At 45.4% G+C, this 25,930-nt stretch carries 18 protein-coding genes; 14 read left to right on the top strand and 4 right to left on the bottom strand.

Translation table 11 applies throughout. The annotated features are described in order from the left end of the window. Nucleotides 1–6: 6 nt before the first annotated feature. The 14 genes from KNP84_RS03545 to KNP84_RS03480 all read left to right on the top strand — a co-directional run bounded on the left by KNP84_RS03545 (nt 7) and on the right by KNP84_RS03480 (nt 19,074). Nucleotides 7–792 carry a carbohydrate ABC transporter permease gene (locus KNP84_RS03545; RefSeq protein WP_215114269.1) on the top strand — a complete coding sequence of 262 codons (786 nt, stop codon included), beginning with the start codon at nt 7–9 and terminating at the stop codon, nt 790–792. Nucleotides 793–810: 18 nt separating this feature from the next. Further along, the gene (locus KNP84_RS03540) at nt 811–2,799 is read left to right on the top strand and encodes a beta-galactosidase (RefSeq protein ID WP_215114268.1); all 1,989 of its coding nucleotides are present in this window, start codon (nt 811–813) and stop codon (nt 2,797–2,799) included. Further along, nucleotides 2,796–4,862, top strand: coding sequence for an alpha-galactosidase (locus tag KNP84_RS03535; protein ID WP_215114267.1), 2,067 nt, complete (start codon nt 2,796–2,798; stop codon nt 4,860–4,862). Before KNP84_RS03540 ends, KNP84_RS03535 begins: the two co-directional genes overlap by 4 nt. Nucleotides 4,863–4,893: 31 nt before the next feature. After that, nucleotides 4,894–6,069 carry a galactokinase gene (locus KNP84_RS03530; protein ID WP_483299374.1) on the top strand — a complete coding sequence of 392 codons (1,176 nt, stop codon included), beginning with the start codon at nt 4,894–4,896 and terminating at the stop codon, nt 6,067–6,069. Next, entirely contained in the window at nt 6,066–7,073 is a 1,008-nt protein-coding gene (gene galE / locus KNP84_RS03525) for a UDP-glucose 4-epimerase GalE (RefSeq protein ID WP_215114265.1), read from the top strand. The genes KNP84_RS03530 and galE overlap by 4 nt, the downstream gene beginning before the upstream one ends. After that, nucleotides 7,070–8,584: a UDP-glucose--hexose-1-phosphate uridylyltransferase gene (locus tag KNP84_RS03520; protein ID WP_215114264.1), complete on the top strand. Its 1,515-nt coding sequence runs from the start codon at nt 7,070–7,072 to the stop codon at nt 8,582–8,584. Before galE ends, KNP84_RS03520 begins: the two co-directional genes overlap by 4 nt. 23 nt (nt 8,585–8,607) lie before the next feature. Beyond that, a complete protein-coding gene (locus KNP84_RS03515; RefSeq protein ID WP_215114263.1) occupies nt 8,608–9,576 on the top strand; it encodes an aldose epimerase family protein in 969 nt (322 codons plus the stop codon). A gap of 587 nt (nt 9,577–10,163) precedes the next feature. Then, on the top strand, nt 10,164–11,432 hold the full coding sequence (locus tag KNP84_RS03510) for a dynamin family protein (RefSeq protein WP_215114262.1): 1,269 nt from the start codon (nt 10,164–10,166) through the stop codon (nt 11,430–11,432). Nucleotides 11,433–11,476: 44 nt separating this feature from the next. Beyond that, entirely contained in the window at nt 11,477–13,714 is a 2,238-nt protein-coding gene (locus KNP84_RS03505) for a dynamin family protein (RefSeq protein WP_215114261.1), read from the top strand. Nucleotides 13,715–13,733: 19 nt separating this feature from the next. Next, nucleotides 13,734–14,318: a hypothetical protein gene (locus tag KNP84_RS03500; RefSeq protein WP_214754815.1), complete on the top strand. Its 585-nt coding sequence runs from the start codon at nt 13,734–13,736 to the stop codon at nt 14,316–14,318. 5 nt (nt 14,319–14,323) lie between these two features. Continuing rightward, nucleotides 14,324–17,365: an ATP-binding protein gene (locus tag KNP84_RS15335; protein ID WP_215114260.1), complete on the top strand. Its 3,042-nt coding sequence runs from the start codon at nt 14,324–14,326 to the stop codon at nt 17,363–17,365. Further along, nucleotides 17,362–17,901: an HNH/ENDO VII family nuclease gene (locus tag KNP84_RS03490; protein WP_215114259.1), complete on the top strand. Its 540-nt coding sequence runs from the start codon at nt 17,362–17,364 to the stop codon at nt 17,899–17,901. Before KNP84_RS15335 ends, KNP84_RS03490 begins: the two co-directional genes overlap by 4 nt. After that, nucleotides 17,882–18,277: an SMI1/KNR4 family protein gene (locus KNP84_RS03485; protein ID WP_215114258.1), complete on the top strand. Its 396-nt coding sequence runs from the start codon at nt 17,882–17,884 to the stop codon at nt 18,275–18,277. The genes KNP84_RS03490 and KNP84_RS03485 overlap by 20 nt, the downstream gene beginning before the upstream one ends. 218 nt (nt 18,278–18,495) lie before the next feature. Next, complete coding sequence (locus tag KNP84_RS03480) at nt 18,496–19,074, top strand: hypothetical protein (protein ID WP_215114257.1); 579 nt, start codon at nt 18,496–18,498, stop codon at nt 19,072–19,074. 75 nt (nt 19,075–19,149) lie between these two features. On the opposite strand, the gene KNP84_RS03475 is transcribed toward KNP84_RS03480, so the two are convergent. The 4 genes from KNP84_RS03475 to KNP84_RS03460 form a co-directional block, all read right to left on the bottom strand. Further along, on the bottom strand, nt 19,150–19,584 hold the full coding sequence (locus KNP84_RS03475; protein ID WP_215114256.1) for a hypothetical protein: 435 nt from the start codon (nt 19,582–19,584) through the stop codon (nt 19,150–19,152). Between the two features lie 92 nt (nt 19,585–19,676). Continuing rightward, complete coding sequence (locus tag KNP84_RS03470; RefSeq protein ID WP_215114255.1) at nt 19,677–21,566, bottom strand: hypothetical protein; 1,890 nt, start codon at nt 21,564–21,566, stop codon at nt 19,677–19,679. Between the two features lie 90 nt (nt 21,567–21,656). After that, nucleotides 21,657–23,687 carry a nuclease domain-containing protein gene (locus tag KNP84_RS03465; protein ID WP_215114254.1) on the bottom strand — a complete coding sequence of 677 codons (2,031 nt, stop codon included), beginning with the start codon at nt 23,685–23,687 and terminating at the stop codon, nt 21,657–21,659. A gap of 22 nt (nt 23,688–23,709) precedes the next feature. Next, entirely contained in the window at nt 23,710–25,647 is a 1,938-nt protein-coding gene (locus KNP84_RS03460; RefSeq protein ID WP_215114253.1) for an AAA family ATPase, read from the bottom strand. Between the last annotated feature and the right edge of the window lie 283 nt (nt 25,648–25,930).

Here is a 25,930-nt window from a genome sequence, read left to right as displayed (position 1 = left end):
ATACCCATGGAAATCCAAACGAAAAAAGGAAGATGGCTCACCAATCTCGGCTTGTCGCTCATGGCGGTCATTTGGTTGTTCCCGATCTTCGTCATGTTCAAAGAGAGTTTACGGGTCAACGGCTTCAGTAACTATATCGCGACGTTACAGAACCCGAACTTCCCTCAGTTCGTCTTCAACAGTTTCATCGTCGCGTTCTTCATGATCATCATCTCAATCTCGTTTCTCGCCTTCGCGGCGTTCGGCTTCTCGAAGCTCGAGTTCGCAGGGAAGCGATTGTTGTTCAACCTCGTCTTGGCCGGGCTCATGTTGCCGGTCGCGTCGCTCATCGTCCCGCTCTTCTTCACGTTGCGCAACCTTGACGGCTTGAACAGCTACTGGGGATTGATCGGAGCCGAGGTGGCGTTCTTCCTCCCGTTCGGGCTCATGCTCATCAAGAGCTACTTCGACGAGCTGCCGAACGAACTGATGGAAGCAGCCCATATCGACGGGGCGACGACGTTCCAAATCTTCTATAAGATCATGATGCCGCTCGCCAAGCCGGCGCTCGCGACGGCGACGATTTATGCGTTCCTCAACTCGTGGAACGAGTATTTGATGGTCCTCACGTTCATGACGGACCCTACCTATCAGACGGTGACGATGGCCCCGACGTTCTTCACGGAAGCGCTCGGTGGTGACCCAGGTAAACTATACGCCTCGCTCGTGTTGATCAGCTTGCCGACGATGGTGTTCTATATCTTCTTCCAACGCTTCTTACAGAAAGGCATGACTTCGGGAGCGGTCAAATAATCGATTGAGGTGAATCAAATGTATGTAGGTGTAGATTATTATCCAGAACAGACGGACCGCGCCCTATGGGATGAGGACGTCCGCTTGATGAAAGAGCTTGGTGTCAATGTGATCCGCATGGCGGAGTTCGCGTGGACGATGATGGAGCCGGCCGACGGCGAGTTCGATTTCTCGTTTTGGGACGAGGTCGTCGACACGTTCGGCAAAGACTTCGACGTCATCCTCGGCACGCCGACGGCGACGCCACCGGCCTGGTTGATCGAGAAATATCCGGACATCTTGCCGGTGACGGCGGACGGGGTCCGCATCAGTTTCGGCGCCCGCCGCCACTATACGGTCAACAGTCCAGTATACCGCGAGTATTGCGAGCGTATCACGCGCAAGATGGCGGAACGTTACGGGAAGCATCCGGCCGTCATCGGCTGGCAGACCGACAACGAGTACGGCCACGAGAAATCGGACCGCTCGTACGGCGACGTCGACCAAGTCGCGTTCCAAGCCTGGCTACAAGACCGCTATGAGACGCTCGACGCGTTGAACGCGGCCTGGGGGACCGTCTTCTGGAGCCATACATACTCGGCATGGAGTCAGATTCCGGTCCCTCGTACCGTGTTCCAAGAGCACAACCCGTCGCTCCTCGTCGACTTCGACCGCTTCTGCTCGGACGCATACCGTTTGTTCAACAAGCTCCAAGTCGACACGCTCCGGCCGCTCATCCATGACGACGCGTTCATCACGCACAACCTCGTCTATAGCGACATGGCGATCAACCAGCAACAGATGGCCCAAGACCTCGATTACGTCTCGTTCGACAATTATCCGGTCTGGGGCGGTCTGCCGGAGCCGAACCGTTTCGAGAAGACGGCACACGACCATGACTTGTGCCGCTCATCGAAACAAGGCAAAGGCTTCTGGGTGATGGAGCAGCTCAGTGGTGCGCAAGGCTGGAGCCGGATCGGCTACTTGCCGCGACCGGGCCACATCCGTCTGTGGACGCATCAGGCCGTCGCCCGCGGCGCCGAAGCCATCGTTTATTTCCGCTTCCGGGCCGCTCATTTCGGGACCGAGGAGTTCTGCCACGGCATCATCGATCACGACGGCAAGCCGAAACGGAAGTTCGATGAAGTGCAAGGCGTCATGAAAGAGCTCTCGACGCATGGCGATATAATCAACGCGGCTGAATATAAGGCCGACGTCGCCGTCTACTTCGACCAAGAGAACCTATGGGCGTGGACGCATCAGCCGCACTCGGACGCGTTCAACTTCAAGCAAGAGTTCGTCCGCTTTTACGGGGCGGCCGTCCGCCAAGGTGTCAACACGGATATCGTCTTCCCAGGCGACGCACTCGACCGCTATAAACTCGTCGTCGTGCCGCTCTATTTCCTCGGAAATGACACGTTCGATGCGTCACTCATCGACTATATCGAGAACGGCGGCCACGTCATCTTCACGTACCGGACGGGCGTCAAAGACCCAATCAACCGCTGTCACTTCGATACGCTCCCAGGCAAGTTCGCGAAATACGCCGGCATCGAGATCGATGAGTACGAGAGCTTACAAGCGGTCCAGTCGAACCAAGTCAGACTCGGTGACTATGTGTCCGAGGCGAACATCTGGTGCGATTTGATCACGCCGAAGGATGCCGACGTGCTCGCGACGTATGAGCAGGCGTTCTACAAAGGGACGGCCGCCGTCACACGCCACACGTACAAGGGCGACGTGACGTATATCGGCTCATCGGTCGACGATGCGATGCTCGATGTGATTTACAACGAGGCGCTCACACGCGCCGGTATCGATGCCAACCGCCTCCCGGACGATGTCGAGAAAGTCGACCGCCACGGCGATGGATACGTCATTCGCTTCTACATGAACCATTCGACGGACGTGACGTCGACGGTCGACGTGTTAGGCGACTGGCAAACGCTCGAGGGGGAAGCAGTATCAGGCAAGCTCGAGCTCAAGCCGCTCGATGTCGTCATCTTGAAGCAGGAGGTGGAGGCATGATTTACCGCTTTGAAAACCGCTTCGTGATTGAAGGGACAAACCTCGCCTACGTGTTCGACGTCGACGCCCGCGGACGACTCGTCCATCAATATCTCGGTGGCCGGCTCCTTGAAGCCGATTATGCCGAGCTGCCGGACGCACGCATTTTGCATTCGTCATTTGAGACACCAGAAGGCGTCGCCGCGTACGAATTCGCCTCGTTCGGTGACCTCGTCTATACGGAACCGACGTTGAAGAGCCGCACCGAAAGTGAACGGCTACATGCCTTCACGTTCCAGGATGCCCGCATCGATGGCGACACGCTCGAAATCGACTTGGTCGATTCGATCCAACAGTTGACGGTGACGCTCCACTTCAAGGTGTATGCAGCGTACGACATCATCGAACGCAAGATGACGATTCAGACAGGCGAGACGGTGACGCTCGAGAGCGCACAGTCGTTCAGCCTCGGCTTGACGGAACGCAAGCTTCGCCTCAGTCATTTCAGTGGGGCGTGGACGAGCGAGTTCCAGCTCCAGCAAGGCGACTTGCTCCCAGGTAAAAAAACGATCGAGAGCCGCCGCGGTTTGACGAGCCACCAAAGCAATCCGTGGTTCGCGCTCGACCAGTCGGCGACGGAAGAAAACGGTGAGGTTATTTACGGCTTCCTCGGTCACTCCGGCAACTGGGCGATCCACTTCGAACGCGACCAGTTCGGCTTCACGCAAGTGACAGGCGGACTCAACCCGTTCGACTTCGCGAAGAGACTCGAAGCGGGTGAGTCGTTCACGACACCGACCGGCTATATCGGCTACACGCAACAGGGATTCGGCGGCATGAGCCGGAACGCGCATGATTTCGAGCGCGACGTCATCATGCCGGAACGGACGCGCGAGACGCTCCGACCTGTGCTGTATAACTCATGGGAGGCGACGTATTTCGACGTCAGCGAGGACGGTCAGAAACGGCTCGTCGATGAGGCAGCCGCGATCGGCTGCGAGCTGTTCGTCGTCGACGACGGCTGGTTCGGCGAACGGAACTCGGACGCGGCCGGTCTCGGGGATTGGCACGTCAACACGACGAAGTTCCCGAACGGGCTCGAACCGCTCATCCGTTACGTCGAGGGCAAAGGCCTCCAGTTCGGCCTCTGGGTCGAACCGGAGATGGTTAACCCGGATTCGGATTTGTACCGGGCGCATCCCGATTGGATTTACCAGACGGGCGGACGCCCATCGACGACGTCGCGCAACCAGTTCGTGTTGAACTTGGCGCTCCCAGAAGTCGAGGCGCACGTGACCGGTCTATTGGACGAGCTGCTGTCGAAGCATGCGATCCGCTATATCAAGTGGGACATGAACCGCGCCTTCTCGGAGCCGGACAGCCCGCAATTACGCGACGCGAAAGAGCTGTGGCTCCGCCACACGGAAGCCGTCTATCGCATTCTCGATACGCTCCGGGCCAAACATCCGGACGTCGCTTTCGAGTCATGCGCCGGCGGTGGGGGACGGATCGACCTCGGTGTGCTCATGCGCGTCGAACAAGTCTGGACGAGCGACAATACCGATGCGCTCGACCGGCTCGAGATTCAGGAAGGCTTCTCGTACGCCTATAATTCCAAGATGATGAGCTGCTGGGTGACGGACGCACCGAACTGGCTGAACGGCCGCTCGCTCCCGCTCAAGTTTAGGTTCGTCAGCGCGATGCAAGGCACGCTCGGCATCGGCGGCAACCTGCTCGAATGGAGCCAGGACGAGCTTGTTGAGGCGGCACAATGGATCGAGACGTACAAGTCGATCCGCCCGCTCGTTCAGCACGGTACGAGCTATCGCCTTGCCTCGCTCAAGATGGACGGGGTGCATGCGATGGGTTACACAGACGGGGAGGACTATGTCGTCCTCGTCAACGCCGACCGCCGTCATTACGGCAAGAATCGATTGCGTATCAAACTCGCCGGGCTCGACCCGGAGCGCGTCTACGTCTACGACGACCGACGCGTGAGCGGACGCTATTTGATGGAACAAGGCCTCACACTCACACAACAACAGGACTATGACGCGTATTGCCTGGTCATCCGCCCGGCATGAGCAAAGAAAGGGATGGAGTCGTATGCTTTCAATTGATTCAGCACACCTGAACGAACAGTTCGAGACCGTGTTCTCGGCAAACCCCGAGCGAAGCTTCTTCGCACCGGGCCGCATCAACTTGATCGGCGAACACACCGATTACAACGGAGGCCACGTCTTCCCATGTGCCATCACGTTCGGCACGTACGGGCTCGTCCGGAAGCGTGAAGATGAACTGATTCGCGTCTACTCGCTCAACTTCGAGGACGTCGGCATCATCTCGTTCCCGGTGACGGATGGGACGTATGACGCGCAGCATGACTGGGCGAACTACGTCAAAGGTGTCGTCGCGCTCCTACGCGCGGACGGGCACACGGTCGGAGGATTCGATTTCCTCCTCGCCGGCAATATCCCGAACGGTGCCGGCTTGTCATCGTCGGCCTCGCTCGAACTCGTGACGGCGCTTATGATTAATGAGGTATACGGACTCGGTCTCGATCGGATTGACCTCGTCCATCTCGGACAACGCGTCGAGAACGACTTCATCGGCGTCAACAGTGGCATCATGGACCAGTTCGCGATCGGCATGGGGAAAGCGGACCACGCCATCCTGCTCGATTGCGACACGCTCCATCACGACTACGCGCCGATCAAGCTCGACGGTTATGACATCTTGATTATGAACACGAACAAACGCCGTGAACTGGCCGACTCGAAATATAACGAACGTCGCACCGAGTGCGACACGGCGCTCGGCCTGTTGCAGCAACATTTCGACGTCGCCTCGCTCGGGCAATTATCGGTCGAGACGTTCGAGACGGTGGCGGACGAGCTCCCGGAGACGCTCCGCAAGCGGGCACGTCATGCCATTTCGGAGAACGAGCGGACGAAGCTCGCCTTCATCGCCCTAGAAGACGGACGGCTCGATGCGTTCGGTCAACTGATGAACGACTCACACGCGTCACTGAAAGATGATTACGAAGTGACGGGCCACGAGCTCGACACGCTCGTCGCCGCGACGCAAAGTTGTGACGGCGTCATCGGCAGCCGGATGACCGGCGCCGGCTTCGGTGGCTGCGCTATCGCCATCGTCGAAAAGACGGCTACGGAAGCAGTCATGCAGACCGTGTCGACCGTATATGAAGCAGAGATTGGCTACGCGCCGACATTTTATATCGCGTCCGTCGGGGACGGCGCGCGCGAACTCGTAGAGGAGGAAGTGAAATGAGTGTACTCGTCGTCGGAGGGGCCGGTTATATCGGCTCCCATGCAGTCCGCGCCTTGCTTGCGCGCGGGGAAGACGTCATCGTGATCGACAACCTTCAGACCGGCCATATCGAGTCGGTGCCGAAACAGGTCCGTTTCTATGACGGGGATATTCGCGACCGTGCCTTCATGGATCGGACGTTCGCGAACGAATCGATCACCGAGGTACTCCATTTCGCGGCCAACTCGCTCGTCGGCGAGTCGATGGATGAGCCGTTGAAGTATTACGACAACAATGTCTTCGGGACACAAGTGTTGCTCGAGACGATGCGCAAAAACGGCGTGACCCGAATCGTCTTCTCCTCTACGGCCGCGACATATGGCGACCAGGACGAGATGCCGATCTGCGAGACGGCCGCGACGAACCCGACGAACACGTACGGGGCGACGAAGCTCGCGATGGAGACGATGATGAAATGGTGCGACCGCGCCTTCGGTATCCGGTTCGTCGCGCTCCGTTACTTCAACGTCGCCGGTGCCGACCCGACCGGTGAAATCGGTGAGGACCATATGCCGGAGACGCACCTGATCCCGCTCGTGCTCGAAGTGGCGAACGGGAAGCGTGACGCGATCACCGTGTTCGGCGACGATTATGAGACGCCGGACGGGACATGTATCCGCGATTACATCCACGTGCAAGACCTCGTCGACGCCCACGTACGCGCGCTCGATTATTTGAAACAGGGCGGTGCGAGCGACGTGTTCAATCTCGGAACGGAGACGGGGCTATCGGTGCTCGAAATCATCGAGGCGGCCCGCCGCGTGACGGGACATGCCATCCCGGTGCAGATGGGTGTACGCCGTGCCGGCGACCCGGCGATGCTGATCGCGTCACCGGACAAGGCGAAACAAGTACTCGGCTGGGTGCCGGAACGGTCGACGGTCGATGTCATTCTCGCCGACGCCTGGAATTGGCACGAGCATCATCCGGAAGGCTATAAACATGTCGAAGGGGTGAGACGATGATCGAATCAACGATTGAAGCGCTCGTCGAGGCGGCGATTCGGGAGGAACTGATTACGGAACAGGACCGCATTTATTCACGGAACCGTGTCCTCGCCCGAATCAATCAGCTTGATTTCACGAAACCGACGTTCGTCCCGCACGACTCGATCCCGAATCTGCTCGAGACATTGACAGAACACGCGGTCGAACGCGGGCTCGTCGACGATTTGCTCGAAGAGAAGGACCGGTTCATGGCCGAGGTCATGGACGTGTTCGTCTCGAAACCGTCCGAGGTGACGCGCACGTTCAACGCGCTTCGAGCTGCCGATGTTGAAGCGGCGACGGATTTCTTCTATAAGATGAGTCAGGCGTCGAACTATATCCAGACGAAACGGATTGCCAACAACATCACGTACAAGGCACCGACCCGCTACGGCACGCTCGATATCACGATCAACCTGTCGAAGCCGGAGAAGGACCCGCGCGAGATTGCACGGGCCCGCCTACAACCGACGCCGGAGACGAACTATCCGAAAGGGTTGCTCGCGATTGAAAACGAGGGCTACGGCGGCCACTTGAAACATCCAGCCCGGGCCAACCATCGTATCATCCCGCTCACACTCGGCGGACAGGCATGGTCGTTCCAATACTCGCCCTATCTCTACTACAATGAGCACTCGATTTTGTTATCGAATGAAGTGCGGGACATGGTCATCGACCGGGGCGCGTTCGAGCGTCTGCTCGACTTCGTGTCACAGTTCCCGCATTACTTCGCTGGGTCGAATGCGGACTTGCCGATCGTTGGTGGATCGATTTTGACGCACGACCATTACCAGGCCGGCCGCTACCGGTTTGCGATGGACGATGCCAAAGTCGTCTCGACGTATCGCTCGGACCGTTACGACCAAGTCGAGATCGAGACGCTCTATTGGCCGCTCTCGGTCGTGCGGCTCCGCTCACGTCAGAAAGAGCAGCTCGTCATGTTGGCGAATCAGTTGCTCGGACATTGGCGCGAGTATGCCGACGGTGACATCGTCCCGTATTCGGGTGAGACCCGTCACAATACGGTGACGCCGATTGCGCGCCGGCGCGACGGACGTTATGAGCTCGACCTCGTCCTTCGCAACAACCGGACGAGCGATGAGCATCCGGACGGCATCTTCCATCCGCACGCCGACGTCCACCACATCAAGCGCGAGAATATCGGCTTGATCGAAGTGATGGGACTCGCCGTGTTGCCGGCCCGACTGAAGACCGAACTCGAACAAGTCGTCCGCTATGTGGCCGGTGAAGACGTCGAAGTGGCAGACATGCACCGCGCTTGGGCGGAAGAACTGAAGGCGAAGCCGGGCGACGCGAAGACAATCGTCGACCAGGCCGTCGTCGACAAGTTCGTCAAAGGGCTCGAGGACGCGGGCGTGTTCAAACAGACGGTGGAAGGACAGGAACGTTTCACCGCATTCATGAACGCGTTTTTGAGTCACGTCGATAAAGTGGAGTACGGGACGACGACTACGGGAATGAACAGGTAAACGAATCGAAGTAGGTGAGCCAGTTGAGAGAAGCAACGATTGAAAACAAGAACGGCATGCGCTTGTCTGCCATTTCATACGGATGTGCCATGACCGAGTTGACGGCACCGGACCGTGACGGGAATATGGACTCCGTCATTTTGAAATATGGCAATCCCGAGCAATACCTCGAGAACCCGGTATATCTCGGTTCCGTCGTCGGACGAATCGCCGGACGGATCCGCAATGCGGAGATTGATGGCATGGCCTTGACCCCAAGCGAGGCTCCGCATCATATCCATGGCGGTGACGACGGCATTACGTTCCGGCATTGGGACATGGACGCCGAGGGGCAGGCGATCACGTTCACTTATCTCAGTCCGGACGGGGAAGAAGGGTATCCCGGCAACGTCACGTTCAAAGTCGTCTATGAGTTGACGGACGACAACGAACTCGTCGTCACGATGACGGCCCAGACGGACGAACGGACGTGGGTCAACTTGAATCATCACAACTATTTCAATCTCGGCGGACGACCGACGATTCACGATCACGTATTGACGCTACCGGCCGACCGCGTCGCGAAGCTCGATGACGAGTCGCTGCCGACGGGTGAGTTGCTTGAAGTAGAAACGACACCGTTCGACTTCCGTGACGGGAAGCAAGTTGGTGAGGCAATTTCGTCGGAGGACGAGGCGATTGTGAAGGCTGGGGGACTGGATCACCCATTCATCTTGAAGGACGGGGTGACCCGGTTGCACGATTCGGTCAGCGGACGCGTCATGGACGTCGAGACGAATCAACCGGTCATGGTCGTCTATACGGCGAACTTCCTCAGTGAAGAGACACCGGTCACGCTTAAGGGACGGCAGAAGCATAGTGCGATTTGTTTAGAAGCGCAAGCGTTTCCGGACGCACCGAATCATCCCGACATCGCCACATCGATTGAACTGAAACCAGAGGAGTTGTATCACTCGAGGACGGTTTATCGATTTGGGGTGGAGTCGAAGTGAAGTATTTATGTAACCACTACGCATTATTGCGTGGTGGTTTTCTAATGTAAACATTTTAGAAGGGATTACCGAAAGTCGGTATGCTTTTGAGAAGTGATACAAATTAGAAACCAGAACAAATATTTTTTCTGAAACCATAAATTATGCCCACCATTAACAAAAAAAGTAAAGCATATGTCTTTTCAATTCCTTATAATAACAAAGGGAAAGAAAGGGGATAAGAAATTGCTTTCAATGAAGCAAAGAATAACTCATACATAGGATTGGCAAGTAGGCGGTTCGCAACGCAAATGATACGTGTATGTTTAACCGCATCAGACATATTCGAAATCACTTTAGTATTAACAAAATTGTTGAAGATACACATTGTTTCGTTTCACCTTATCAACGAGGTTATTACTTTAACAAGAAACGGGTGTTAAATCCCTTGAATAATTTTTATGAGTTTATTGAAAGAGCGAACAGTAAAAATTTCTAGTGCATCGAATCTGTCTTTTATGAAATGACGGACATTAAAACATATGGTGATGAATGTAAATAAGAACTATATGAGCCTATAGCGGAATAAAAAGGAGAGGTGGTTTGAGATGTTTAACTACGACGCACTTACTAAGTCGCATCAGGACTGGCACATAAGAGGACTAAAAGATCGTCATAAAAGAAAATACATAAGCGGTTTGCAACTTATTGTAAATCAATTAGAAGATAGCGAAAAACAACTAGATACATTTTATGGAGAATTATTAAATGTAAAATCTTATGAAGAAACACATGACCTTAAAGAAATTATGAACTATTTAGAAAAACTTCGTTTTAAGTGGAAAGGTATAAAGTCATATAGCTATTGTCTTGCAGACGAGCTTGTTTTACATATCCTATCGATGTTTCCAAATAAGAAAGAACAATTACGTACTATTCTGGAATCACTCGAGATGAATCCTGATCGAGTTCAATTTTTGATGAATGATTCGATTTACAGCGAGATTAAAACGAAGAAGTCGTTTAAACATATTCGCTATCAAAAAACACTCGGTTTTTGGCTGGCCCCTCATGAAAAAAGAGAACGACAATTAGGTACGACTTTAATTCTTGGGACGATGAGTGCTGGTAAATCAACGATTCTGAATAATCTATTAGGCGCGAATTGGGCCAAAACGCAAAATCAAGTTTCTACGAACTTCTCTCTTCGATATAAGCATTGCCCGACTTTGGATCAAGTTTTTTTATCAGACACAAATCATCGGATTTTTTCTTCTGCATGTTCGACACCAAACTGGATTGAACAACTTAATGATTCAGACTTACATGATTTGAATCACTTAACGTTTTGGAGCGGACAATCAACAAACGGATTAGCTGAGTATGGCTATACAGTAGTGGACACACCAGGAATGAACAGTTCTTGGAGAGAAAATCATTTTGATCTTGCCCAGCAAACACTACTTGAGCACTCTTACGATAAAGTCATTGTGGTATTAAACGCAACGCAATTAGGTACGGATGACGAAAAAGAATTATTACATTTGGTGAAGTCCTATTCTAAAAGTCATCGCATTCTATTCGTCTTAAATAAGATTGACGAACTTGATTCGGAATTAGGGGAAACGTTAGAGCATTATATGGGAGTAGCAACATCCTTCATTGAGGAAAATGGATTTAACAAACCAAATGTCGTGACGACATCTGCGATTGCCACACGACTTTTAAGTCAAGAGGTTGCTACGCTGACAAAGCGAGAACAGCGATTAAAAGATTACTTTCATTCTTATTTCAAAGTAGATGGTCAGACAGAATCATCTGAAATTAATGAACGTACAGGATTTGCAAGCATCATAAATTTCATGAAAAGTGAGTGATTTCTTAAATGAAGAACGTAGAAATGATTTATAACCCGTACCTGATGGAAACTGAGATTCATTTTGATGGACAAGAATACTTAGAGAATAAAAATAGTTCGCTTCATGACTGTAAAAAACTGCGTCTTCAACTTTGGATGGAACGGCTTTGTGGAGCGTTAGAAAAGGATGTAAACGAAGAAGAAATTTTAATTAATTTTTCTGGAACAGCACCGGATTTTGAAGATTTATCTTTATCTTGCCAGCAACATAATAAAAAGAATACAGGGACTCAGTTCTTTTGCCAGCATGTTCATGTCATGGATCCAAGTGACAAAATTCATCAATTGAAAGAATTAATGACTGAAATCCAAAAAGGTCCTTTTGATGAGTTGAAAACGGATCGGGTTCAAAAGAATTTTGAGAAATCGATGAACGATGAATTTGAGATTGCGATTATCGCTACGATGAGTTCTGGGAAGTCTACATTAATCAACGCATTTCTAGGTCAGGAACTCATCCCTTCAAAAAATGAGGCGTGTACGGCAAAAATTACGCGCATTTACAATCGTGAAGGGCAAGAATCATTTTCGGCAGAGACTTATGATGCGGATGAGCAACCTATTCAATCCATTCGCGAAATTAGCCCTGCGGATTTAGTAAGTTTCAATGAGAATCATCAAATTCAAACGATTCATTTAAAAGGCGCAATTCCAAACATCTCTTCTAAAGGAATGAACCTTGTCATGATTGATACTCCGGGTCCAAACAATTCACGGGACATGGAGCATCGAAACGCAACCTTCCGAATCATTCAAAATGAAGATCAACCTATTGTCATGTATGTACTGAACGGTTCTCAGCTTGGTATCTCGGACGACAACCGATTGCTTGCAGACGTCTCAGAAGCAATGAAGGTATCTGGTAAACAGTCAAAAGATCGTTTTATTTTCGTACTCAATCAAGCAGATAAATATGATGTCGAAGCAGGGGAATCCCTTCAAGTAGCAATTGATAATGCAAAGAAATATCTCGAGGGGCATGGGATTGAGCAACCAAATATTTATCCTATTTCTGCACAGTTGGCAAAGTTATTACGAATGCAAAAGGCAGGGCAGCCACTGACAGGAAAACAAAGACGAGACGCGTATGATTATGAGCGTTTTATCGAACAGCCGGAAATGCAAATGCATCGTTACCCGGCCTTGACTCCTTCTGTACAAACAGCAGTTCAAAATCGTATAGAACACGCCACGGACGAACAAGAAGAGGCGATTGTCTACTCTGGTGTCCCTGTTATTGAGGAAGTCATCAATGAATACTTAGAAAAATATGCGGTGACTTCGAAAATCAAAAATGGAGTGGAATCATTCCGTAAAGTGATTGAGCAGGAAAAAATGTTGATGAAAATAGAAGACGAACTTGAAGAAAATGAGGCAAAACGTGAAGAACTTGCTCAAGAAATCAAGCAAGTGAACGCACTGCTAGAAAAGGGTGACCATGGTAGAGCTTTAATCCAGGATATTCAATCATTGAGTGATGACACAGCAAAAGAATATCTGTTAAAAACCCGTAAGACATTTGGTAAAAAATTATTGGAAGTTTCTGAGCCGTTACGCCAAGAAAATCAAGTTAAACAACGTGAAGCAAACTTGATGATCAAGCATTTCCAAAAGGAAGTTGAAATGTTGTGTTCGAGCATGTTGATTGATCTGGAAAAAGGAATTGACAAAGGTTTGCGTCATCAGGCTAATGTGTATGCCAAAGAGTATCAAAAATCGATTGAAAATCTTTTGAGTGCATCGATTGAATTAAATATTGCGACAAGTCTCACCGAAAGTGTCCTAACCGTCAATTTACCAGACGCAGATTCGTTGATTGCTATGTATACGGAAGAACGAGAAGTCTATGTTGGGACCGTAACACGGCGCAACACTAGTAAGAAATGGTATAAGCCTTGGACATGGGGAGAATCTTCAACATATGAAAAGGATGTTTATGAAACGCACGATTTTGTCGATATGGACAATGTTATTAAAGAGTACATTAATCCAGTCGACGACTATATGGAAAACTTGCTAAAGACTGCAGAAGTACAAGCACAAGAACAAACGGATATGTTTAAAAAAATGTTCCTTGGTCAACTTGAGTTGTTGGAAAAAGCAATCCGAAAAAATCTGGATCGTGTTCAGCTTTTGACAACGGATCAAGAAATGGTAATGGAAGAAGTGGAGCGTCGCAAGGCCAATAAAGAATGGTTACATGGAATTATTAAGAAATTAGATGTCTTGTTAACAAACTAATTAAGGAGAGTGGAAGGATATGGATTTATTCGAAGCGATTAAAGAAAAAGATATTTCGTTGATTCGTCGTCGTTTATCAACATATATCATGGCCAATCCAAATGATAAAAATGCTGTGATTTCACAGGCGTTGACGATGATTGAACAAGAAAATATCCCACTTTGGGACAAGGAGGATACTTTTGAACGTCAAGATAAAAAACACTGGAATCAAGAATATTTGACGGAAGCATATGCATCGTTGAAAACGGAACATTACTCCCGGGCCCTGTTCCTTCACATTATTGAAGTGGGAAAACACTTGTCACCTATCCAAGAGCCGAAGCAGTCAGGGGAACAAAGAACGCAATATACAAGACAACATTCAATTGGACATCGCGTAAAAGAGCTTAAACAGGAATTAAGAGATTTGGAAGAAATCAATCGAAAAAAAGGCTTCAATGCACATGAGAAGAAACGATTTGAAGAGATTCGTAAAGAATTGGATCGTATCCATGCAAATCATCGTAGCACAGAAGCTTCAAGACGTTCACCGCTCGTAGAGATGCTAGCAGAACTATATAAAATTGTAAGACAAATCTTGAGTGCATCGAGAGGAAGATGAGTAGCGTGAATACTTTAGTCAAGACAGAAACTCATCTTCAAGCACTTAATGAAGCCATTTTACTGGCAAACGATATTGTTGATCGTAATTACTTGATGCGCTTACCTGAGCAAGACATCCAACCGTTTGATCAAATGCCTGAGGTGTTCATGGTTCACAAAAACATTCGAATCATGAAAATCATGACACTCGTCTACGAACAGGAAGAAGATATCACAGATAAACTGACCACGCTTTTCAATGGGATTAGTCATATGAACGGATCACTTTCCTTGTTAATCAATAGCGATGGTCATCAAGTTGATTTATATATGGCCGTTCGAACGAACCAGGCGCAACAGGAAGTTTATCCACTACATGATTTATTCCAAAAAAGTTTTGAAAGTCAATTTCAAGGTAGCATGCTAAAGGTAGTTTCGAACTCGAAAACTCATGAACTATTTGATACAATTCTCCATCGAAACAGTGATTTGCCATCTATTGTTTCAGTCTGCGGTATTCCTTCTAAGAAATCACTTCAACAAGCACAAGGAATTGATCGTCTGATTGAATCAATGCAAGGTGAGCGTTTCAGTGCAATCATTATCGGCACCGCACTGTCATCATCAGAAGTTGCATTGTTGCGGCAGAATTATGCTTCGCTTTACACGGAATTGTCTCCTTTACGCCAGTCGACTCGAACATATGGAACTGCTGAAAGTCAGGCGGTCACAGAAGGAATGACAAAAGGTGTCACGAAAAGCGCCACATCTACAATCAGTCATTCTACGAGTCAGAGCACATCTTCTTCTATTACCACTACAGAAGGTGTCACACATTCGGGTTCAGCTAGTGTCAATCTTGGGGTGAAAATAAAAGAGAACGTGCACGTGGGTCTGGGCGCTGGTTACTCGAAAAGTAGTTCTACAAGCGAAAGTAAAGGAACGAGTGAATCAAAGACATCTGGAATGTCTAGTTCGACAGGCGATTCCGTAGGACAATCAATTAGTAGCTCTGTGTCAGTTGCTGCTACAGCGTCTTCTAGTGAAACGATGCAACTCACTTTTGAGAATAAGACTGTCAGCGAAATGATGAAGAAGTTAGATGCTCAATTAGAACGAGTCAGTGATGCGGAAGACTATGGTATGTGGGAGTTTGCTGCGTACTTCATCGCTGAGAATCCAAAGGTGGCACAAATTGCAGGACAAACATATCGTTCGGTCATTCGCGGAGAAAACTCTTCGATTGAACAAGGAGCGTTATTACAATGGAACGAAGAACAGATTCCAGAGATGACTCGCTATTTATCGACTCTTTGCCACCCGATGTTTCACTTCGAAGCAACAAATCAGCAACAACTCATCGTAAAACCAACTTCATTGATTCACGGAGAGGAGATTACGCTAGCGCTCCATCTCCCTCAAAAGTCATTGAATACGGTACCAATTTTGCGTATGGCGGAATTTGGAAGAAGTGTCCAATACATTTTTGGTGATGGTACAGGAAGAAAAATCGAATTAGGGAAATTGCAACATTTCGGTAAAGTAGAAACGCAGGAAGTCCATTTAAATGTGGATCAATTAGCGAGTCATACTTTTATTAGTGGCTCTACAGGTTCTGGAAAATCAAATACAATGTATCAAATCATCAACGGATTACGGCAACATCATATTAAAACTCTTGTCATAGAACCGGCAAAAGGGGAGTATCGGCATATCTACGGGCATCTGTCGGACGTTAAGGTGTTTGGAACAAATCGTACACAAGGACAACTATTACAAATCAATCCGTTTGCATTTCAAGCAGGAATTCATATTCAAGAACATATAGACCGCTTGATTGAAATCATGAGTGCTTGTTGGCCTCTTTACGCAGCGATGCCAAACATTTTAAAAAAATCTGTTAGTGAGAGTTACGAGCGAATCGGTTGGATTTTAAATACGTCAACATTTATCGGAAGTACGCCTCGGTTCCCTACCTTCCAAGATTTACTGCAGACGTTACCTTCCGTAATTGCGAGCTACGGATTTTCGAAAGAAGTAGAAGACAATTATAAAGGGTCTTTAGTGGCACGAGTTGAATCAATGACAAATGGGATTGTTGGTCCGTTATTTAACCAATCTCCAATTCCAGATGAAGAATTGTTTGACCATCATGCAATCATTGATTTAAGTCGTATTGGTTCACTTGAGACGAAATCATTGATTATGGGCATTGTTTTCTTAAAGTTGCATGAGTATCGCATGGTTCAAGCGAACAACATGAATACACCTCTCCATCATGTCACGATTTTAGAGGAAGCCCATCATCTTCTAAAAAATGTTTCGCACACTGGAGAGAGCACGATTCAACAAAAATCTGTTGAGATGATGACGAATGCAATAGCAGAAATGCGCTCGTATGGACAAGGGTTCATTATCGTCGATCAATCACCAAGTGCGGTTGATCCAGCAACGATAAAGAATACGAACACGAAAATCATTATGCGACTCCCGGATGTAGAGGATCGGCAACGTCTCGGGAAATCGATTGGATTGAATGAAGAACAAATTGATGAGATATCTAAGTTACGTCCTGGAAGTGCGATCGTGCATCAGAGTACATGGCTGAATCCAGTGGTCGTCAAGGTTAATTATCAGGAATCTGACGGGCAACGACTGCTGACTCATCAGGCTGAAGAAATGAATCCCCGTGACGTTCTGTGTCATCTTATCGTTGACCAACCAAAAGAATTTCCATCGATGGAAATGACTCGATTGCTTGAGTACATCCACCAAATTGCTCTAGGTGAAGGTGAGCGTGCACATCTGATTAATATGGTAGAACAATTGCATGAAGGTCGAGTACCAAACTTGTTTTCAAGATTTTTCATAGAATTGCGGGCTCGAATCATTTTCCATCTTATTGATGGGGCTTTAATTCTGAAATATTGTACGTTCAGTAACAATCCGAACGAGTTTCAGAAACGATTTAACGAGGCTTTGAAACACTTTTCAGGAAGCCATATCGAGAACGTTGATGAACTCAAACGATTGATTCTTCATCATTGGAGGGGGATGGAACGATGAGTGAACAGAGTATGGTACGAAATGAAGGTTTATTTATTTCTGACCAACATCTACTTGAACAATTAAATATGCCAGATGTGATTGAAGTGGATGACAAAAAAGTATTTCAAATGCTCGAAAGTAAGGTTTTTACCACGGTGTTACAAGCATTTGAGGTCGCATCACCTGAGGAAATTGAAATTTATGAAAACTCGAATGTGGAATTAGGTGAAGTGAACGGTCGAGAAGTGCTTGTACGAACCGATATCGATTATGAGGAAAAGGATATTTTCGGCAGAACCAATCTAGAAAGAATGGAGCAAGGGTTAGCCCCACTTTGTGAAGGAAAGCCAATAGAATTGCATCATATTGGTCAACGTATGGATTCTCCTTTAGCAGAGTTAAAAGTGGAGGAACATAGAGGCGCGGGGAATGACGGTATTTTGCATGATAAAACCATCAAGTCTGTGATTGATCGTGTGGAGTTTAACTCGGAAAAAATCGAGCATTGGAAAACAAGAGCGGAGGAAGTCAAATATGGACAAACAATGGATTGATCAAGCGATTGCGGACAAGACAGCTTTTGTATTAGGTGGTGTTGATGAAGATACGATTCGAAACATGGAGACGCAGTTGGGGATCACTCTTCCAAAAGGGTATGTCACATTCTTAAATCGATATGGTGCATTATCTATCAATCACCATGAGATTTTTGGCTATGCTCCCTCTTCACACATCGGTGTTGTTGAAAATACTCTGCAAGAAAGAGCGCGAACAAAAGAATTAGATCAATATGTCGTTATTGAGAACCCGGGGTTTGATGGAATCTTGATTCTAATGGATGATTCAGAGCAAATCTTTGAATATAACGCAGGTGAGTTAGTGCCGCTCCATTCATCTTTCGAGGATTTTCTTGATACTTTGAAGAAGTGAATTGGTCATTCAGATTGTTAACCAAATATTGAATGGTACTAAGTGAGGTATTCCTGTATGGAGGAAACTTACACTATAATGATTAAACGGCTTGAACTCTGATTTCCGAAGAGTCCAAGCCGTTTGTACTTACAATAATTCAGCAAATGTTAAGCGTCAGAAAAATTGTATCGCCAAGTTATAATCAGAAATAATTACTATAATTAGGAGGGAAAAAGATGGGTGAACGGTTAAGACTTGATGTAGAGTATCATGGTGAGCATGTAGCAACTGCCTATTACAGATGGGGCGGTCTCCCTAGCATGGCTATCCAGCTAGCAGGCGTTATTTTAGAGTCGCTTCGAAAGAACGAAGAGAAGGAATTGATTCCTATGGTTTACTATGCGCTTTCTTTTACAGGCGCGGTTGTAGAACCGTCAGATCAAGATTACCTGAATACATTAGGTTATGAGTTTGAAGATGTTGAACCAATGATGGAATCTGGTGGGGTGATTTGGTTTTCAAAGAAAACAAATAATCTCTTGGGAACAGACTACGAGCTGAAAATTTGCCTTGAAAATTCAACTGCCGATTTAGAAAATGTGCTTTATCATTGGAAGGTTGATGAATCTTCTGAGGCATGGAGATATATGGATTCGCAACGAAATGAAATGCCTTCGACTTCATGGGAAATGAATCTCGCCAATTTGAATGAAAAAGATCTTGTAGAGCTTCATAAAGTATCTCAAAGTGCTGTTTCAACTAATTCTCTCTTCACAATAAAGGGGAGAAAAGAACTTTTTGATAGTCCGCTCTAGAATATTACATGGATAAATGAATAAAAAAGTTGTATGCATTCTCAAAGATGAATTGCATACAACTTTTTAGTCGATTTACTCCGGGAATTCTTGAATCATCAATTGCTTATTTACTTCAGAAACAAACTCGAAAAACAGTCCTTGCTTAACTATCTCCTGTCCTAGCCCATTACTCTCTTTAATGATGATGGTTTGGACAACATCACCGAATCCAATCGTTACCCAGTATTTTTTATCCGCAATAACTTTTTCCCAAGTAGAATTCACAAATTTTCCTGTGTCGTTTCGTACTTCGACCGTAACTAGGTCCCATTCATCAGTATTAAACTTTAGCAGAGATTGAATGATGTGTGCTGGAATGTCTCGCTCGAGTTGTCGCATACTAAAATGCTTACCATGTAGTTTCAAAACTCTGGGACTTTGAAGCTTATGTTCTACACGCTCAAATAAGGGAACAGGGCCATAAAGTACATGAAAACGAGTTGTCTTAAAGCGGACTCCCAATGCCATCACCTCAATTTATATATTTTGTCTGAAGCAAGCAGAATGACTTTAAAGTTATCTAAGATATTTTTTACTCAATGATAGAAGTGTAGCTAGTTTTAGAATTGGAGTTCAATTCGCTCGCCATCAATATTTTGAATGTGAATGTTTCCTGACTGATCTCGATTACAAGCGGGGCAATGGACGTCCCAAGTCTCAATTGAAAGTGGATTATAGTTTTCCGAACTATATTTTAACAGGCGCACATTTTCTGGTTCATCGGCTGTATGGTAGTCTGTTACGCCTTCTTTTTTACATAAGTGACTGACCCAAGTTTCTGTGCAGTCACAGACGTACGTCCATTTATATGCGCGTTTTTCAGACGGGTAAGGGATGCCTCGTTGAGTTGAACCACAAGCGGGACAATAGTTCGTATTGCCATTGTACTGATGAAGAATGCGCTTTATATAAGTTCTAAGACTGTTAGTTTGATTGGGCGTTAGATGATAATGGGAATGCGTATAGGCTGTTTCGCCCTCAAGCAGTTGTACATTCCAGTTTTGCATGAAGGAGCTATGGACTAATGTTGTACTAGTCATTTGAAAAGGTGTTCCAGTTAAGTCATCAATGTAACGCTTCCTAGAATGTATTAGGTGATTACGCAATAGATAACTATAATGTTGATTTTGATAAGGTAGATGGCTTACATCCAAAGCATGATGGTTATATGATCCTTTCCGTGTGTTTTTAAAAGAGACAACAATATCGGGTTGTCGAATACTCTTGTCATCTAGAACAATTTTAGGCGATAACACAACGATGAGCCGGTCCTGTGTTTTTGCGTGACTGAAATGCATAACCATACCATTTAAGTGTTGATATTGATGTTGATGTTTAAGCAGACGTTCGAGAATTGAAGCACGGGGCACAAACTGTAGTTTCATACATTCTACGTAAAGTTTCAAAAGTGCCCATATATCAAAAAGTCTTGGAGATTCAAACATTTGATAAGTTAGCGTTTTTGCGTTTAAGGATAATTGAGGAAATAGGTTCATAATTTGTTGATACGACTTCATCAATTTTTTCTCTTGCTCACTAGGATCCAACGAAAGTTGAAATTCTTCTAAATCACTGCCGTAGTCGTTGAGTAAAGAGGTTGCATAAGGGATAGAGTGAAGGTTATTCAACATATGCTGCAGCATATTCATATTAGTTGTTAAACGGCTAATACTCTCTTTGAGCACAGCCTGTTTTTTATTGATAGCGGCTGTCATACCGTGGTCAGCGCCAGGGCGTGGAAGAGTGGCGGTGTTTTGCCGAGTCTGAAGTTCATCCCGTAATTGCTTGTGATGTAATGATAAGATTTGATATTCGTGATTCAATACGTGCTGTATGTTTCGTGACAAGACATTAACAGTTGAATAAGGATTAAAGGCATTTCTCTCCAGGAAAACAAAATCCGTTAAGACAATGTGCACGTCATTCATAAACTGATCAAAGAACAATTTTAATTTGGGAAAATCAAAACGTTCAGCTGAGACATCTTGCCCAGTGAAATAGCTGGGATTCACCTCGAACATTGTCATCATATCTCTAATTTCAGTTCGCAATAATTCATATTGTTCGATGGGAATTGTTAAAGGTAGAGCAATCATTTTCTCCTTTGCGATCAGTTGTCCGTGACTGTCGTATGCTTCGATTGTAAACTTTCCACAACTATAAAATAGTGCTTCTTCATGTGGAGGAGGAGTTAGATACCAGAGCTCTTCATGCTTTAAAGAACGTGTCAAACGTAATTTGAAATGGCCGGATAGTACTACTATAGATGCACCCTTTACGTGGACGCCCAGATGAATTTGGTGAGCGTCTCTTTTTTCGTGTTCTTGAAAGACGTAAGTTCCTTTATATTTGCGTAACTCGTTAAGGATTTGAGGCGTAACTTGGTTCGCACTAGGGAAAAATGCGCTTCTACGTTTTGGATAAGTTAGGATAACTTCGAATAGCTTCAAGTACGTCACTCCTATAATATTAGTAGAATAGTGAAAAAGTTAGACCGTTGAGAAGATATCGTCTCAACGGTCATGACATATCAAAAAATATTATATTTCTAGGGACGCTTCGATTTCTCTACCTAATATATCTGAGGAATAAAGAGATCCTTGGTGGCTGCGTTGACAAACTTGACAGTGGACATCCCATGTATCTCTAACTTGTTTGTTGTAATTTCCGTGGGCATATTTGAGAAGACGAACATCGTTTCCACGAAGGTGGTCAGGATGGTATTCTCGTTTATAGTTTGACTTACATGTATTATCTACCCAAACTTCTTGGCAGTCACAGACATAGGTCCATTTAAATGGATATGGAGAATCTAGAGGAAAAGGTTCACCGCTGTTCATTTTTCCGCAGGATGGGCAGTAACCATAATCACCGTTATATTGATGGATAATTCGTTTCATATACGTATTTAAGTGATTCGTTTTGCCTGGGGCGATGTTAAAGTGAGCAAATGTGTAAGGCAATTCGTTATTTAACCTTACATTCCAATTACAGCTGTCTGAAATGGCATCATTGTGAATAAGGGATGCACTACGTATTTGATATACAGAATCCGAAAAATCTTGAAGATATCGATTGCACGAGTGTGATATATCCTGACGGAGCAAACGGTCAAAACCCGGGTCACTATATGGCTTATATTTAGCATCTAATGTATGATTCACACAAGATCTATTTCGAACGTTAATAAAGGAAATATAGTAATCTGGTTTTCGCAATGAACCATTTGCAATTGTAATTTCCGGTTCATAAGTAATAACGATTTGGTCTCCTGTCGTGGCATGTTGAAAGCGAACTGTGAGTCTTTTTAACTGTTTATGTTTTTGAAAATTAAAGAACATCTGATCTGTAATAGGAGACTTCGGTATAAAATTTAGACGCATACACTCGGAATATAGTTGCAATAGCGTCCACACTTCAAATAAATAAGGAGACTTAACCATCAACTCTATAAACTCTGCTTTTTCCAACTTGATTTTGGGGGTTAAGTCAGCAATTTGTTCATAATACTCGAAAACTGCATTGTATCGAGGTTCGTGTATAAACAAGTGAGACTCTTCGATTTCTGCAGGAGAGACATCAAATAACGGTTCCTCGTAGCGATATGGGTGTAGTAAAGCAGCCATCTGAGTCAATGTTTCAATTTTCTTATGTGCATCAAAAAGCCGTTGCTCCACCTCGTTTTGTTTATTAAACATGGCTCTTGCAAGACCATTTTCATTTATTTTTTTTGAGGCAGACGAAACTTGTGCACGGGACAGGATCTCATTCTCTAACATTTGAGAGCGGGCTAACTCAACATGGTAAGCTTGTTGAATCTTAGAATGAAGGTTGTCCAACATGGTTCTTATCACTTCATGTTCAGGGATGTTGTGTGATCGCTCGATTACTTCTGTTTTAATTTTTTGTTGCCCTATGGCATGTTGTCTATTAATCAAAGTGCGAGGAGTCCAGCGTTTTATAGATTCAGGTCTCATGGTTATTTGGCGTTTTTCTAGAATTTCCGCTGGAGCAGTTAAAACATCTTCTACACTCTTTATGAATTTTTGTAGAAGTGTTTGAAATTCATGGAGCGGAAAAACACTTTGGCGTGTCCAACGAGTGTTATTGGATTCTTCAGAGGCAGGGTTAGTATTAAAAGCAATCATTAGATCTCTAATTTCAGCCTGCATAAGTTCGTATTGTTCTAGTGTTAGCGTTTTGGGGAAAACAATAATTGTTTCCTGAGCAATTAGAGTCCCATAATTATCGAACGCTTCGATTGCAAAACGACCACATACATTTAAACCGATTTCCGCATCGGAATTAGGGTCCATAAACCATAATCCAGGCTGATAATCAGAATGAATAAACGATATGTGAGGACGATTTTTTATTGAAACTCTAAAAGCATTTTCGATTTCTACTCCAATTCGAACGAAACGGCGACTCATTTGAGAATATTCTTCGAAGTAATAACTGCCGTTTTGTTTATCCATTTCTTTTAATATTTTTAACGGTACTTGTTTCTTTTCATGCAAGTGCAATTGGTTTGTTACACTTTTCATAAATTGAATCTTATAAAGCTTCATAATCACTGTGCCTCCAAAAAAATTATTTAAAGAAATTAATATATCGTCCTCCTTTTTTCATTTTCTCAAATCGATTGATACTAGGTGTAAGTTGTTTCAATCGCAAATCGGATACAAGTCCCTCACAGACTGCCATTGCTTCTTCATTTCCACTTGAGAAATGAATACGCGGTAATAATTTGGATAAGACTAATTGGTTCATTAGGCCTTCAGATGATAATGGTCCCATTTGTAAAAACTTAGATATTTGTTTTTCGCTACGTGAGTTAATTTTTGCATCAGGGATGACGTTTAGCTTGTCAGATAGAGAGACAATCCAATGTGTGTCATCTAGGACTTCTTCGACAGAGAGATAGTCGCTCGAGAAGACATCTAAATCAAATTCGATTTTTCCGGATACCGGGTTATTATTTAACTCAGCTTTCAGTTCTAAATCTGCAGCTTGATAAGTCAATTCGAGAATAAAGCTACGATCGATGACTTTAGGACTCAGTGGCTTAACAGTATGGTCCATGTTGACAGTCCCAACAAATCGTACGTTTTTAGGAATACTCAATTCAAATGGGTAGTGGTCTAACTCGATAGCATTGCGATAACGTTCCTTATCTTCGCGTGACGGAGATTCAATTTCGCTAAACTCTTCAATTATTTCTTGTGCTTCTTTTCTATAGCGCTTCGGATAAAGATTTATGGGGATGTTCAATTCGCGGGCGCTTAGTAACTCAGCAAAGTAATACTCGACATGTGAGAGGTTCATCTCATCTAAACAAATTAGATGAAGTCCCTTCGATTCACGGGCATTTAATATAGCTTCTAAGAAAGGTGTAGGCACGTAACGCTTTTCGATTGTATTAAAATAGCCTAATAAATCTTGTTTATCTGTCCAACTTGATTGTACTGGAATGACTTTCGCAGTTGATGATTGAAAAGCGTCTGCGAATGCATTGATTAAGCTAGATTTCCCTGTACCAGAAGGACCACTAAGGATTACAAGAGTGTTCGTTTGGAGAGCTCTCAAAAACGTCTCAATTACTTGTGTGCCATAGTATAGCGTTTGATTGCTATTATGGTAAAAAAGGCGTTGTAGCATCGAGACGTTTGTCTCTACATTCCATGGATGGATTGTCACGTCCTGATCTTCATTGATTTCTTGACTAGGTGACTCATCGCGAATATCAGAAAGAATTTCGTATAATCGACGTTCCCGTTTAGTCAATTTGTCCACCTTTTTCTGATAATCACGATTTATTATTAAGATTTCTTTTTTATGAGATTTTTGTAATTCTTTTTCGGTTGTATTAAATTCTTGAATTTGAGTGTTAAGTTGCTTTTCCTTACTAGACACTTCTTGTTGTAAAGTGTTTATTTGTTCTTGTTTTTCCTGGATTTCCTTGTAGGAATTTTGAATTAATTCTGTGTTATGCGACACGAATTTTGAGAAGAGGACTGACTCTAAGTCACCTTCGTAAATTTGTGATGCCACGTCTGCTAAAGCATTTCCGCCGATTAATTTCAAAGACTCATTAAAGGAGAGATCAATCGGCACTAGTGTATCAGGATCGAATGTAATCAATTGTTCACGTTTAGAGGGGTGTATTTCAGGAATAAACGTTGTTTGGTACAATACGTCAGATTTGACCTCCACTGAGCTTGAAACATTTGCAGAAATTGTCCAAGAGGAGTATGCGCTGATAGGAGAAGTACAATGTTGGTACCCCTCAATGGTAGGTTCCATGACCGTCGCGACAATCAACTGGCGACTATTTTTAAGCTTTACAGTTTTGTCGATTTTTATAATAATGCTATCCCCAAAAACATTAGAGGCCTGCAATCTTTCATAAAACGTACGAGTGTCGTCAGTTGTAAGATCACGGTTTTTAAGATCTTCAATTAAGCCTTTATTGATGTTTAACCACTCTTCGAATTTTTTTGGATTATTGCTTGTATTTTGAATTGTCATTATTAAAATTCCTTTCTTTACAAAAAAAGATTTAGAAAACACAGAATCAAATGTAAAAGAACTTGATATAAGAATATTATACCAGTATTTATCAAATTGATAATTGAATACTGGGCATTATTCTCTATTAAATTATGTTATTTCTTAACATCAATATTGGTCAGAATTTAGATTAGTACAAAGCGAACAAAGGAAGCAATGAGGCATTAGACACGTCATTGCTTCCTTTGTTCGCTTGTAGTCAACCAAATTTGATTCACCGATTAATCCATCTTACATAGTA

The organism is Exiguobacterium sp. s70, from assembly GCF_018618315.1.
GTDB classification, from domain to species: domain Bacteria; phylum Bacillota; class Bacilli; order Exiguobacteriales; family Exiguobacteriaceae; genus Exiguobacterium; species Exiguobacterium chiriqhucha.
This window is presented reverse-complemented; position numbering and strand designations above follow the sequence as displayed.

What these genes read in the sequence shown, in the direction of transcription:
- KNP84_RS03545 (WP_215114269.1), top strand. Translation starts at nt 7, where the DNA reads ATGGAAATCCAAACGAAAAAAGGAAGATGGCTCACCAATCTCGGCTTG.
- KNP84_RS03540 (WP_215114268.1), top strand. Translation starts at nt 811, where the DNA reads ATGTATGTAGGTGTAGATTATTATCCAGAACAGACGGACCGCGCCCTA.
- KNP84_RS03535 (WP_215114267.1), top strand. Translation starts at nt 2,796, where the DNA reads ATGATTTACCGCTTTGAAAACCGCTTCGTGATTGAAGGGACAAACCTC.
- galE (WP_215114265.1), top strand. Translation starts at nt 6,066, where the DNA reads ATGAGTGTACTCGTCGTCGGAGGGGCCGGTTATATCGGCTCCCATGCA.
- KNP84_RS03520 (WP_215114264.1), top strand. Translation starts at nt 7,070, where the DNA reads ATGATCGAATCAACGATTGAAGCGCTCGTCGAGGCGGCGATTCGGGAG.
- KNP84_RS03510 (WP_215114262.1), top strand. Translation starts at nt 10,164, where the DNA reads ATGTTTAACTACGACGCACTTACTAAGTCGCATCAGGACTGGCACATA.
- KNP84_RS03505 (WP_215114261.1), top strand. Translation starts at nt 11,477, where the DNA reads ATGGAAACTGAGATTCATTTTGATGGACAAGAATACTTAGAGAATAAA.
- KNP84_RS03500 (WP_214754815.1), top strand. Translation starts at nt 13,734, where the DNA reads ATGGATTTATTCGAAGCGATTAAAGAAAAAGATATTTCGTTGATTCGT.
- KNP84_RS03490 (WP_215114259.1), top strand. Translation starts at nt 17,362, where the DNA reads ATGAGTGAACAGAGTATGGTACGAAATGAAGGTTTATTTATTTCTGAC.
- KNP84_RS03485 (WP_215114258.1), top strand. Translation starts at nt 17,882, where the DNA reads ATGGACAAACAATGGATTGATCAAGCGATTGCGGACAAGACAGCTTTT.
- KNP84_RS03480 (WP_215114257.1), top strand. Translation starts at nt 18,496, where the DNA reads ATGGGTGAACGGTTAAGACTTGATGTAGAGTATCATGGTGAGCATGTA.
- KNP84_RS03475 (WP_215114256.1), bottom strand. Translation starts at nt 19,584, where the DNA reads ATGGCATTGGGAGTCCGCTTTAAGACAACTCGTTTTCATGTACTTTAT.
- KNP84_RS03465 (WP_215114254.1), bottom strand. Translation starts at nt 23,687, where the DNA reads ATGAAGCTTTATAAGATTCAATTTATGAAAAGTGTAACAAACCAATTG.
- KNP84_RS03460 (WP_215114253.1), bottom strand. Translation starts at nt 25,647, where the DNA reads ATGACAATTCAAAATACAAGCAATAATCCAAAAAAATTCGAAGAGTGG.